The sequence below is a fragment of the Salipaludibacillus aurantiacus genome (assembly GCF_900111295.1).
Lineage (GTDB): Bacteria > Bacillota > Bacilli > Bacillales > Salisediminibacteriaceae > Salipaludibacillus > Salipaludibacillus aurantiacus.
In genome coordinates this window covers 67,769-80,976 of the sequence record NZ_FOGT01000009.1, presented here as the reverse complement: position 1 = coordinate 80,976, position 13,208 = coordinate 67,769, and the positions used below count along the sequence as shown (strand labels likewise).

The 13,208-nt window shown below is 45.9% G+C and carries 11 protein-coding genes; 9 read left to right on the top strand and 2 right to left on the bottom strand.

The annotated features are described in order from the left end of the window. Window positions 1-183 precede the first annotated feature (183 nt). Window positions 184-1,986 (top strand): glutamine--fructose-6-phosphate transaminase (isomerizing), encoded by a 1,803-nt coding sequence (gene glmS / locus BMW59_RS12270; protein WP_093052455.1) that lies wholly within the window; start codon window positions 184-186, stop codon window positions 1,984-1,986. Window positions 1,987-2,263: 277 nt separating this feature from the next. Here the strand turns inward: glmS and katG are convergent, their stop codons facing one another. Beyond that, window positions 2,264-4,471 carry a catalase/peroxidase HPI gene (katG, locus tag BMW59_RS12265; protein ID WP_093052452.1) on the bottom strand — a complete coding sequence of 736 codons (2,208 nt, stop codon included), beginning with the start codon at window positions 4,469-4,471 and terminating at the stop codon, window positions 2,264-2,266. Between the two features lie 643 nt (window positions 4,472-5,114). Between katG and BMW59_RS12260 the strand changes: the two genes are divergently transcribed. Beyond that, a complete protein-coding gene (locus BMW59_RS12260; RefSeq protein ID WP_093052449.1) occupies window positions 5,115-5,459 on the top strand; it encodes a YflT domain-containing protein in 345 nt (114 codons plus the stop codon). An 83-nt stretch (window positions 5,460-5,542) separates the two neighbouring features. Here the strand turns inward: BMW59_RS12260 and BMW59_RS12255 are convergent, their stop codons facing one another. Further along, window positions 5,543-6,322: an AraC family transcriptional regulator gene (locus BMW59_RS12255; RefSeq protein WP_093052446.1), complete on the bottom strand. Its 780-nt coding sequence runs from the start codon at window positions 6,320-6,322 to the stop codon at window positions 5,543-5,545. A gap of 137 nt (window positions 6,323-6,459) precedes the next feature. Between BMW59_RS12255 and BMW59_RS12250 the strand changes: the two genes are divergently transcribed. The 7 genes from BMW59_RS12250 (at window position 6,460) to BMW59_RS12220 (ending at window position 13,086) form a co-directional block, all read left to right on the top strand. Continuing rightward, complete coding sequence (locus tag BMW59_RS12250) at window positions 6,460-7,215, top strand: sugar phosphate isomerase/epimerase family protein (protein ID WP_093052443.1); 756 nt, start codon at window positions 6,460-6,462, stop codon at window positions 7,213-7,215. Between the two features lie 22 nt (window positions 7,216-7,237). After that, window positions 7,238-8,266 (top strand): Gfo/Idh/MocA family protein, encoded by a 1,029-nt coding sequence (locus BMW59_RS12245; protein ID WP_093052441.1) that lies wholly within the window; start codon window positions 7,238-7,240, stop codon window positions 8,264-8,266. 90 nt (window positions 8,267-8,356) lie between these two features. Further along, a complete protein-coding gene (locus BMW59_RS12240) occupies window positions 8,357-9,325 on the top strand; it encodes a sugar phosphate isomerase/epimerase family protein (RefSeq protein WP_093052438.1) in 969 nt (322 codons plus the stop codon). Window positions 9,326-9,343: 18 nt separating this feature from the next. Next, entirely contained in the window at window positions 9,344-10,411 is a 1,068-nt protein-coding gene (locus BMW59_RS12235; protein ID WP_093052435.1) for a Gfo/Idh/MocA family protein, read from the top strand. 269 nt (window positions 10,412-10,680) lie between these two features. Further along, entirely contained in the window at window positions 10,681-12,123 is a 1,443-nt protein-coding gene (locus BMW59_RS12230; protein ID WP_093052432.1) for an MDR family MFS transporter, read from the top strand. 44 nt (window positions 12,124-12,167) lie between these two features. After that, on the top strand, window positions 12,168-12,851 hold the full coding sequence (locus BMW59_RS12225) for an SIMPL domain-containing protein (protein WP_143051235.1): 684 nt from the start codon (window positions 12,168-12,170) through the stop codon (window positions 12,849-12,851). A 109-nt stretch (window positions 12,852-12,960) separates the two neighbouring features. Continuing rightward, window positions 12,961-13,086, top strand: a complete 126-nt coding sequence (locus BMW59_RS12220; protein ID WP_093052426.1) for a YfhE family protein — start codon at window positions 12,961-12,963, stop codon at window positions 13,084-13,086. Window positions 13,087-13,208: the final 122 nt, after the last annotated feature.

The window sequence follows — 13,208 nt, the reverse complement described above, 5'->3', positions numbered from 1 at the left end:
TCCCGGCCGGTTCATCGCGGCCGTAAGCTTCAGCCCAAAACGGAGAGGTGACTTTCCGAACAAAGGCTTTAGCGACGATGACGCATTTATTAATGAATTTAAAAAAACTAACAATAGATAAAGAGTGGGGCAAGTATGCCCCTAAGGAGCATTTCTTGCCCCGCCAAGGGAGGAAATGACACTATGTGTGGAATTGTAGGATATGTAGGAACGGAAGATGCAAAGGAAATTCTTTTACGAGGTTTAGAGAAACTCGAATACCGGGGCTATGACTCTGCCGGCATTGCGATTGCCAATGATGACGGAATTCATGTATACAAGGAAAAAGGCCGGATTGCTACGCTTCGTGAATCTGTAGATGAATCAGAAGCCGGCATGATCGGGATAGGACATACCCGCTGGGCGACGCACGGTGCGCCAAGCCAGCTGAATGCCCACCCGCATCAGAGTACAACAGCCAGGTATACGATTGTTCATAACGGAGTTATTGAAAACTATGAATATATTCGCAGGGAGCACCTTCCTCACGTAGAGATGGTCAGCGAAACGGATACGGAGATCATCGTTCAGCTTGTAGAAAAATTCGCTTCTGAAGGTTCGGAAACAGAAGAAGCCTTCCGCAAAGCTTTAAGCGTGTTGAAAGGGTCTTATGCGACAGCTCTGTTAGACCTTGAAGATCCAGATACTATTTATGTAGGAAAAAATAAAAGTCCGCTCCTTATTGGACTAAGTGATGGTGTAAATGTCGTAGCGAGTGATGCGATGGCTATGCTGCAGGTTACCAATGAGTTCGTTGAAATTATGGACGAAGAAATCGTAACGGTCACAAGAGAGAAAGCGGTCATTAAGACGCTTGATGGTGAAGAGGTTACACGGGACCCGTATGTGGCTGAAATTGACAGTACGGATATTGAAAAAGGCACTTACCCTCATTACATGCTCAAAGAAATTGACGAGCAGCCTTTTGTCATCCGTAATATCATCACGAAATACAAGGATGCAGACGACAGCATTAAGCTTGATGAACAAGTTCGTCAGGCTGTCATTGATGCTGACCGGATTTATATTATTGCGGCAGGAACGAGTTACCACGCAGGCCTTGTCGGGAAAGAGCTGATCGAAAAGATTGCCAATATCCCTGTAGAAACGCATATCGCCAGCGAATTTCTCTACAACATGCCGCTGTTAAGTAAAAAACCACTCTTTATATTTATTTCACAGAGCGGGGAAACAGCAGATTCCCGCGGAGTACTCGTCAATGTGAAAAAGTTAGGCCATAAAACATTAACTATTACGAACGTGCCGGGTTCAACCTTGTCCCGCGAAGCAGATCACACACTGCACACGTATGCCGGCCCTGAAATTGCTGTAGCTTCCACGAAAGCCTACACTGCCCAAATGGCTGTTCTTGCTATTATGGCGGTGGACGCAGCCCGGGCTGCAGGAGTGGAAATGGATTTCGATCCGCTTCAGGAACTTGGTATTGTGGCAAACGCCATGGAAATCTTCACAGAGCAGAAGGATGTGCTTGAAGAAATTGCCCGCGACTATTTGAGCGTGGCGCGCAGCTGCTTCTTTATCGGACGTTCTATGGACTATCATGTGTGCCTTGAAGGTGCGCTTAAACTGAAAGAAATCTCTTATATTCAGGCGGAAGGCTTCGCCGGTGGAGAATTAAAGCACGGCACAATTGCTTTAATTGAAGAAGGCACCCCTGTCGTTGGCCTTGCCACTCAGGAAGCTGTTCACCTTAATCTTCGAGGTAATATGAAAGAAGTTGTTGCCCGCGGAGCGTACCCTTGTATGATCAGTATGGAAGGTTTCGCAGAAGAAGACGACAAAATTGTCATCCCTAAAGTCCACGATTATCTCACACCATTAGTGAGCGTGATTCCAATGCAGCTTATCTCTTACTATGCTGCCCTCCACAGAGGGTGCGACGTTGATAAGCCAAGGAACCTGGCTAAAAGTGTGACGGTTGAGTAATTGAAGGAACACGGAGATGCTGTATGTATGGATTTTAAAGTGTTATATACAGCTTTAAACTAATTATGAAACAAAAATTATTAAAACTGAGCAATAAGAAGTTATATGACTTCTTTTGCTCAGTTTTTTATATTTATGGAGCTCTTGGTAACTGGCAACATAGAAAAAGCACCTTGACCGTGAGCCTGGCCTGAAACGGGAGGCCAGGCTGACTTGGCAGGTGCTTTGTTACCGGATGACTTTTGCAGTGCGATCTATGCTTTCAAATCTCCGGCTATTATAAGCTTAATTGCTCTTCTTTGTTTTTAAGGTCGAAACGATCGGCGTTCATGATCTTGACCCATGCAGAGATAAAGTCCTTAACAAACTTTTCTTTGTTGTCGTCCTGTGCATACACTTCAGCGAGTGCGCGGAGAACGGAATGGGATCCGAAGACCAGGTCGACTCTCGTTCCGGTACGTATCACTTCTCCGGTCTGCCGGTCTCGTCCTTCATAGAGGCCTTTATCTGCAAGACGCCACTCTACTCCCATATCCAGCAGGTTCACAAAGAAGTCGTTCGTGAGTGTGCCGACACGATTTGTGAAGACGCCGTGCTTTGTGTCGCCATGGTTGGCACCAAGAACACGCATACCGCCCACAAGGACTGTCATTTCAGGAGCTGTTAGTCCGAGAAGCTGTGCCTTATCTACAAGCAGCTCTTCTGAACTGACAGCATACTCTTTCTTCTGGTAATTCCTGAAACCATCCGCTGCCGGCTCGAGCACTTCAAAGCTTTCTTCGTCTGTCTCCTCCTCAGTAGCATCCCCGCGTCCAGGAGTAAATGGAACTTTCACATCAAAACCTGCATCTTTTGCCGCTTTTTCGACAGCTGCACTTCCGCCCAGCACGATCAAGTCAGCCAGGCTGATGTTTTTATCAAAATCATTTTGAATACCTTCAAGAACTGTCAGAACTTTTGAAAGCTGTTCCGGCTCATTCGCTTCCCAGTCCTTCTGTGGAGAAAGCCGGACACGGGCGCCATTCGCGCCGCCGCGCATATCCGAGCCGCGGAATGTGCTGGCTGAAGCCCAAGCCGCTTTGACAAGTTCGCTTACTGTCAGTCCGGAGTCGAGGATTTTAGTTTTCAAGTCTTCAATTTCCGCATCTGACAACTCATAATCCACTTTTGGTACCGGGTCCTGCCAGATGAATTCTTCTTTCGGAACTTCCGGGCCGAGGTACCGGTCACGAGGTCCCATGTCACGATGGAGCAGTTTAAACCAGGCATGTGCAAAGGCATCGGCAAACTCGTCCGGATTCTCGTGGAAACGGCGTGAAATTTTTTCATATGCAGGATCCATGCGCATGGCCATGTCAGCCGTAGTCATCATAATCGGCACGCGGTCGTTTGGATCTCCTGCATCAGGAGCATGGTGCTCCTCATCGAGACCAACGGCTTTCCACTGATAGGCGCCGGCAGGGCTCTTTGTGAGCTCCCATTCATATCCAAACAGAACATCAAAATAACTCATATCCCACTTTGTCGGAGTCGGAGTCCAGGCACCTTCAATGCCGCTCGTAATCGTGTAAGGACCATTGCCGGTTTCATGGGTGCTTTTCCAGCCAAAGCCCTGTGCTTCAATAGGAGAGGCTTCTGGTTCATCACTGACATGAGAAGGATCGCCGGCACCGTGGGCCTTACCAAATGTATGACCGCCTGCTGTGAGAGCAACGGTTTCTTCATCGTTCATTCCCATACGTTTAAAAGTTTCTCTGATATCCCGGCCGCTTCCGACTGGGTCAGGCTCGCCGTTTGGACCTTCGGGATTCACATAGATCAAGCCCATTTGAACGGCAGCAAGCGGGTTCTCAAGCTCGCGGTCACCTGAGTAACGCTGATCCTCTAGCCACTCTGTTTCAGGCCCCCAGTTGACATCTTCTTCAGGGTGCCAGATGTCTTCGCGTCCTGCACCGAATCCAATAGTCTTTCCGCCCATTGATTCAATTGCCACGTTTCCGGCAAGCACGATGAGATCTGCCCAGGATATCTTGTTGCCGTACTTTTGTTTAACAGGCCAAAGCAGACGCCGGGCTTTGTCGAGGTTGCCGTTATCCGGCCAGCTGTTAAGAGGAGCAAAACGCTGGGATCCGCTGCCGCCGCCTCCGCGGCCGTCTCCCGTACGATATGTGCCTGCTGCGTGCCATGACATACGAATAAAGAATGGTCCGTAATGTCCATAGTCCGCCGGCCACCAATCCTGGCTGTCTGTCATGACCTCGTGAAGATCCTTCTTCATTGCTTCATAGTCCAGCTTTTTAAATTCTTCTGCATAATCAAAATCTTCCCCGAGCGGGTTCGTTTTTGTATCATGCTGATGAAGAATATCCAGGTTCAGCAGGTTTGGCCACCAGTCCTTGTTAGTCGTTGCTCTGTCAGATTGACTGGGCATACTTTGGTGGGTGACCGGACACTTTCCAACACTCTCATTGTCTTTCATATCCATGCGTAAATCCCCTTTCAGTATTAGATAAGCGGCGAATGACCTCTTACCCATTTGATTTATAGATAATAATTAATGTTACATTAAAATTATACTAAATAATTATTTTCATAGAAAGCGATATGGTTTGGAAAAAATTAATAGTTTTTCAAATAACTAAATTAAGGTGTAGAATAATTTTCTTTTTATGGGATTATCTCTTAATAACCAAGGAGCATCTATTGAAAGCGCTCCCATAAGAATTAAAGAAGATACATATAAACTAAGAAGCTAAAGGTATAAACATGGATGCAGCCAGAACATTCAGCCTGAGAAGCTCTCGCCGCCAGACCGGAAACGGTTAAATATATGTACAGGACGGTTACGAAACATTCTATGTGGCTGTAAATAAGCAAGTTTAGCAGAAGGAGTTCTCATGAAGTGGATTTAACGTGAAGAGGATCTGGAGACTTATTCCCGTTTTCCTGAATGGTTAAACGTCAGCTAAGAAAAAATTCCCCCTTTTTGAAAAATACCTGTTTTAAGATTGATTTTATTTTTATAAGGGTAAGCGTAAACTAGCATGTTTATTGACCATGCATTCTAATTAACAAATGGTTACTATCCAAAAAACGAAGATTTTCACTTTTAAAAGGAGGAAAAAAGCATGAGCAGTCCGAAATTTAAACTGTTCCATAACGATGAAACGTTAAGTGAATCGGTCGGCAAACTTAGAAAAGACGGGGTCAGGGATGATGATATTTATGTTATCTCCCATGACAATGACCATGAGAGAAGAACGAGAAAGAGTACGGATGCCAATAAGGTCGGAGTTAGTGAAGTCGGTGCTGGTACAGCATTGAAGAATGTATTCCGCAACAAAGGTGATAAGCTCAGGTCAAAAATGAAAGAAATTGGCATTGATGCTGATAAAGCAGAGGATCTGGAAGAGGAATTGGATAAAGGGAAAACTTTACTTGTCGTAACGAATCAGGATAAAGTAGAGTTTTAAAAACCTTTCTTATAAAAGGGAGAAAATTGTATAACGGTAAAAGAACCTGTCTTGGAGGCTATCTCAAGGCAGGTTCTTTTTTGCTATGACGACTGCTGTCGGCGGAATTGTCCGGGGGACTGGCCGAAATGTTTTTTAAATACGCGGTGGAAGTAAGGATAGGTGTTAAATCCGCAGTTTTCTGCAATATGTTCTAAAGTCATCGAGGAGTACTGCATTTGGTTCAGGGCGGTAGCTAACCGAATATCGAGGGCATACTGAATGATCGTTTGGCCCGTATGCTCTTTGAATAAATGAAGCGCACGGGACACACTTAAATTAACGTGAGCAGCGACCTCCTCTACTTTAAAAGCCGTGGTGGCCTGTTCTTCAATATAACGCATCATTTGGGTCACTATAAATGGCCGGTCGACTTTGTGGGATACATCGTTAATCGACTGTTCAATCGACAGGCAAAGAGCCTGCAAAAGGTAACGGGCCAGGTCAGGATTCTTCTCTTGTTTAGGGCGGCGCTCTTCAATGGTTAAATGACGCCAGAGACCGAGGAGCTTTTCATCGAGATGGAGGTTGGTTATCGCAGGGAGACGGGATGACTCCCACCACTGGTCGATCCAGGAACCTTGACAGAAAATATGATAATCAATGCTGTCCTGGTTACCCGGTGTAAATATTCTGTATGGATCACCAGGCTTTCCCAGGAAGAGGTCACCTTTACTAATGGGATATGTTTTGTGATGATGGGTGATCGTGGCCGTTCCTTCTATTTGCAAGCGGAATAAGTAACTTGTTAAACCGGATTGCCTCTGGTCCTGATAGCCTTTTTTATGATGAGAATAGCCGCAAAACCCCACTTCAACCGTCATCCCTTTCCCCTCCTGAAAATAAAGTAGCAAAATAGTATATGTTTTCATTATATAATCTATTTTTTTGTTCCACAAGCCGAGGTAAGATACAGGTAAATGTTAAACGCTTACTATAATTTAAAAAGGGTGGTAACGATATGGAAAAACCACAAATCGCAGTGCAATTGTTTACCTTACGTGAAGAAATGGCCAAGGATCCTAAAGGAACCCTTCGCCGCGTAGCTGAACTTGGTTTCGATGGTGTGGAATTTGCCGGGTACAGCGGCCTCACGGTTGAAGAAATGAAACAAACAATTGATGAGCTTGGTTTAAAGGCAGCGGCCAGCCACGTCCCTTTGGAAGATTTAAAAGAAAATTTATCCGGGGTGATTGAAGACCAGAAAGTATTAGGCAGCCGTTATCTCGTTGTGCCTTTCCTGGAAGAAAATGAACAGACGGAAGAAGGCTACCTATCTCTAATTGCCTTTTTGCAAGAGGCAGGAAAGACGTGCCGTGAACAAGGGATCACTCTCTGCTATCATAACCACGATTTCGAATTGAATTTACTCCCGAAAGACGGGCGCCAGGCTTTGTCAGCTATTTTCGATGAAACGAATGCCGGGGCACTCATGGCAGAGCTAGACGTCTATTGGCTAAAAAAAGCTGGGGAAGATCCGGCAGGCTGGATTAAACGATATCAGGAGAGGACACCGCTCATTCACTTGAAAGATATGACGACTGATGAAGAGGGATTTTTTGCTGAACTTGGAACAGGAGGAGTAGACATAGAGGAAATTACAAAACTGTCAGCCACTCAAAAAACAGACTGGTGGATCATTGAACAGGATGTCTCCCGCCGGGACCCGTTAGAAAGCATTGAAATGAGCATCAAATACTTAAAAGAAATTATGTAATCTGAAAGGAATGAACAATCATATGACCACTTTAAAAATAGCAGTTGTAGGGTGTGGAAGCATCGCTCAGTTCCGTCATTTACCGGAATATGAAGCTCAGTCGAACGTAGAAATTGCGGCTGTTTGCGACATAATTGAATCAAGAGCCAGTGAAATTGCTGAGAAGTATAAGGCGAAAGCCTATACCGATTACCGCGAGTTACTAAAAGAAAGTGCGATTGATGCCGTAAGCGTCTGTACGCCAAATGCTCTGCATGCACCGGTAACAATTGCAAGTCTGGAAGCGGGGAAGCACGTTCTTTGTGAAAAACCGATGGCAACATCCATAAAAGAAGCAGAAGAAATGATACAGGCTGCTGAGACAGCAGGCAAGCAATTAATGATTGCCCATAATCAACGATTTGTTCCTTCACACGAAAAAGCCCGCCAATTAATTGCCTCTGGAGAACTTGGCAAGATTTACAGTTTCCGCACCACTTTCGGCCACGGCGGTCCGGAAGGATGGAGCGTGGACGGTAAAGACAGCTGGTTTTTTGATAAGGAAAAGGCATTTATTGGAACAATGGGAGATTTAGGTGTCCATAAAACCGATTTAATGCGTTACATCCTGGGAGAAGAATTTGTTGAAGTAGGGGCTTTCGTGGAAACGAGTGCGAAAGAAAACAGTGATGTAGATGATAATGCCGTCTGTGTTTTGAAAACAGAAAGCGGAACAGTGGGAACCCTTGCAGCCAGCTGGTCTTATACAGCGGGTGAAGATAACTCTACAGTCATTTACGCAGAGAAAGGGATTATGCGGCTGGAAGATGATCCGGACTACTCTCTGATCGTCCAGTACGAGACAGGAGAAGCAGTCAAGTACCAGCTTGGCGGCATCCAGTCAAATGACAGCGGCGGACAGACGAGCAGTGACGTAATTAACCGCTTTACAACCTCGATTGAAAAAAGCAGCACCTCACCTGTATCCGGAGATGAAGGCATGAAATCATTGGCAGTGGTTCTGGGGGCTTTAAAATCAAATGAAACGAAGACGATTGTAAAAATCGATTAGCCTTGGTAGCAGACAACCAGCAGGTTAAATATAGCTATTTTATTAGGAAGAATTCTATTTTTATAGTATCAGACAGAAAGGGTGTATGACATGAAGTTAGGTGTGTTTACAGTATTATTCTCGAAGCTGTCATTTGAAGAAATGCTGGACAAAGTGAAGGCGTCAGGCCTGGACGCTGTAGAAATCGGTACAGGAGGATACCCGGGGGATGCTCACTGTAATGTGGATGAGCTGCTGGAAAGTGAAGAGACCCGTCAGGCATATCAGAAAGCGCTTGATGATCGCGGCATCGTTATCAGTGCCTTCAGCTGTCACGGAAATCCAATTACGCCGGATCAGGCATTTGCAAAAGAATCAGATGAGATCTTACGAAAAACGATTAAATTAGCCTCGTTGATGAATGTGCCTGTCGTGAACGGATTCTCTGGTACTGCGGGGGATCACGAAGGGGCAAAATATCCGAACTGGCCAGTTTCCCCTTGGCCAAGTGAGTATTCAGATATTTTGGAGTGGCAATGGGAAGAAAAATTAGTCCCTTACTGGAAAGAAATTGGTCAGCTTGCTGAAGAGCATAATGTGAAAATCGGGCTCGAGCTTCACGGCGGATTTCTGGTTCATACCCCATATTCGATTTTGGAACTTCGAAAGCGCACATCTAAGGCGATAGGAGCCAACCTGGATCCAAGCCACCTTTGGTGGCAAGGGATTGATCCAGTTGCCGCGATAAAGATTTTAGGGAAAGAAGATGCGATTCACCATTTCCACGCGAAGGATACGTATATTGATCAGGATCACGTAAATATGCACGGGTTAACGGACATGCAGCCATATTCAAAGGTTCAGTCCCGGGCGTGGTCGTTCCGCTCTGTCGGATGCGGGCACAGCATGCAGGAATGGTCGGATATCATCAGCGCCCTGCGCACGTACGGTTACGATTACGTTGTAAGTATTGAGCATGAAGATCCTATTATGTCTATTGACGAAGGTTTTTCACGAGCTGTAAAAAATCTGGATGATGTGATCATTCGCGAGCAGCCTTCCGATATGTGGTGGGCTTAAGAGAAAGGATTGAAAAGTATGAACCAACAATGCAAAGTGGCCATCGTCGGATATGGTGGAATGGGCGGGCATCACGCCGATCATTTACTGGAGCTTGAGGCCTTTGACGTGGCAGGCATCCGGGATATTCGTGACTCACAGCAGGACCTGGCTCGTAATAAAGGTCTCCATGTTTATGCGGAATTAGAAGATGTACTGGCTGACGAAACAGTTGATGTCGTGCTTATTGCGACACCAAACCATATTCATAAAGAGATTGCCGTAAAAGCAATGCGGGCAGGCAAGGATGTCATCTGCGAAAAGCCTGCCACAATGAACAGCCGGGAGATGGAAGAGATCATTGAAGTGGAAAAGGAAACAGGCCGGCGGTTTGTTGTAAACCAGAACCGGCGCTGGGATGAGGATTACTTAGTTGTAAAAAAGCTTCACGATGAACAAACGATTGGTGAAATTTTTAATGTAGAGTGCCGGGTCCATGGGTCACGCGGCATTCCTGGGGACTGGCGCCAGCAAAAAGAATTTGGCGGCGGAATGCTTCTTGACTGGGGCGTGCACCTCGTCGACCGCGTTCTATTAATGTTTAATGAAAAGGTTAGTCACGTTTATTGTAAATTAAATCACGTTCGTAACAATGAAGTGGACGACGGCTTTAAAATGACACTTACTTTTGAGAGCGGAAGGACAGCGTTTCTTGAAGTCGGGACATACAATTATATTAATCTCCCACTTTGGTACGTGAATGGTACGCGAGGTTCAGCGGTGATCCATGACTGGTCGATGAAAGGGGAAGTGGTTCATTTAGAGACAGACGAACAAAAGGATGCCGTTCCAATTACAGCAGGGGCAGGCCTCACAAAGACGATGGCGCCCCGCCGTGATGACGGGACTGTTCGTCATCTGCCGCTCCCCCGAGTCGATTCACACATCAATGAATTTTATTTGAACGTGAAAGAGTCTATTGAAGGAACAGCAGATATTCTCGTAAAAAATGAAGAGGTTCTTCAGGTTATGCGTTTATTGGAAGCGGCGTTCGAATCAGATGCTTCGGGGCAAACAGTTGCCATAGAAAATAAAGTTGGAGTATAAGGGCAGCTTGAATTTCTGAAATGTGGACAGACACTCCTCTATTTGTCACCTTCCCGCAGAAGGTGTATAATTTTCTTTTAGTAACACGAAAGATTAAAAGTATTAAGCAATTATATTAAGCGCCTCCAAGCTCATCGCGTATCCTTGAGAGCATGGCCGGCGCTTTCGTTGTTTGATAAACAGGCTCTGTTTAAGATGAATATCGAACAACATCAAAGTTTAACAGAGCCGAAATAATAGATTTACATGTAAAAAGAGGGGACTTCCTAATGGATGCGAATGAAAATTACAGTAAAGTGCTTATTGCGGCATTGCTTATTTCAGGCTCTTTTATTGCTGTTTTGAACCAGACACTCATGATTACTGCGATTCCGCCTATTATGGAGGAAATGAATATCACTGCCAATACCGGCCAGTGGCTGACCACTGTATTTATGCTTGTAAACGGGATTATGATCCCTGTATCAGCTTTTCTGATTGAAAAATATACCACCAGACAGCTGTTTATGACAGCAATGGGTATTTTTATGATTGGAACCCTGATTGGCGGTATCGCCACGAACTTTCAGGTTTTAATTACAGGAAGAATTATTCAGTCTGCTGGAGCAGGTGTGATGCTTCCTCTGATGCAGACTGTCTTCCTGTTAATTTTCCCTGTGGAACGACGGGGGACGGCGATGGGCTATATTGGGCTGGTCATTTCGTTTGCGCCTGCGATTGGTCCGACTCTTTCCGGGTGGGTCACCTCAAATTACGAATGGCGCTATTTATTCTGGGGTATCCTTCCACTCGCGGTTATTATGGTGGTAGTGGCTTATTTTTATATGAGAAATGTGACTGAGCTTAAAAACCCTAAGGTTGATCCGGTTTCCATCATGCTGTCCTCGTTAGGTTTCGGAGGGCTTCTTTACGGATTTACGAGCGCAGGGAATAACGGATGGGGCGACCCGGTGACACTCATCGTGCTGGCCGTCGCAGTTGTTGCCGTTAGTTTGTTTATTATACGCCAGCTCCGTATGGCTCACCCAATGCTTGAGTTCAGGGTGTTTAGAAAACGGGTTTTCACGCTTTCAACGATTATTGCCAGTATCGGCTTTATGGGGCTTATCGGGCTGGAAACACTTATTCCTCTTTATATGCAGAATATGCGTGGTTTTACCGCGGTAGAGGCAGGGCTTGTTTTGTTTCCGGGTGCATTGATTGCCGGATTAATGGCCCCTATCACCGGCCGGATTTTTGATAAAATTGGAGCAAAAGCCTTGGCAGTACCAGGATTAATCCTGATGACGATATCCACGTTCGCCTTTCTGTTCATAGATACCACGACTTCCCTCGTTTACCTGGCCGTGATGTATGCCATCCGTATGTTCGGTTTTTCGATGGTTATGATGCCGGTTAATACGGCAGGGCTGAATCAGATGCCACGGAAACTGATTCCGCACGGGGCAGCCGTAAGTAATACGATGCGTCAGATGGCAGCTTCTATCGGAACTGCTGTCCTTGTTACGACGATGACGACCAGTGCTCAGACAGCCAGTGAGAGGACAGAGATTGCGAACCCCGATATCTTCGGAGCCATCATAGCATTCGGAGTGATCGGCTTTTTAACAGTTATAGCTCTGCTTCTCTCTTTTCAGCTGAAAAAAACATATCCACCGACTGATGAGGAATGGGACGCAGAAAGTAACAAGCGGATAAAGGTTAAACAGTAAAACACAGAAGAGTGAAAATGATTTCGCCTGCCTGAGCATATACATTGAAAGAACCTACTGAGAAAGGCGGAATCAGGATGTATTACCCTTATCCGGTACCGGCAAGGCAAGACTTTTCACGTCTGATGACGGTCAATGGCTCTGCAAGCCTTTCAGTTAAACCTGACACTGTCAGTATCCAGCTGGAAGTGGTGACAGAAAGCGACTCGCTCATGGAAGCTCAGCAGGAAAATACGCTCATTATGAATCAGGTGATTGAGGCTCTTCTGCAGGCGGGGATTCCGAGAGAAGATATCCAGACTGCGGCGTACAGTATTAACCCATTGTATGATTACATCGACGGGAAGCAGGTGTTCAGAACATTTCAAGTGAGAAACGCCATCACGGTGACTATCCGGGATATTGACCAGGTCGGCCAGGTAATAGAGACTGCCGTTGAAAATGGGGTGAACAGGATATCAAATATCCAGTTCATGCTGGACGACCAGGAAGGTTATTACCGGCAGGCGCTCAGCCTAGCACTGCAAAACGCCATAGGGAACGCCTCGGCACTGGCCGGTACAATGAATGTCGCTATCGATCCCACCCCGGTGAAAGTTACCGAACAGCAGAGAGAGCCTCCGGTGACGTACCAGACATTCGTCGCCGCGGCACCGGGAGAAACAACGCCTATTGAACCTGGCCAAATTACCGTTAACGCTGAAGTTAAAGCGCAATTCAAGTATTGATCAGAGAGCCATCATGCCTTTTCTCGGGAAGAGAAAGGGCATGAGGTTTAAACATGGCTTGTGCCGGGAAAGGCGATTGATAACTACTAGATGAAAGGGGTTATCGATCATGGATCATAAGAGTTTACCGCACCAGCAGATCAATCAGAGAAATAATGGATTAAGCTCAGCCCAGGAAGTTCATTATAGTGGAGAATTCAAAAAAGCTGACCGGGCTGCAGAGAGCAAGAAATAAACAAGAATGACGTATTAAAGGGGCTGCGATCAAAAGGGATACTTTTGAAGCAGCTCCTTTTTTGAGTTTATAAACGGGTAAGGATAAGGGTTAAGGGTCACTCGGAAAGCGGAAGCACGAGT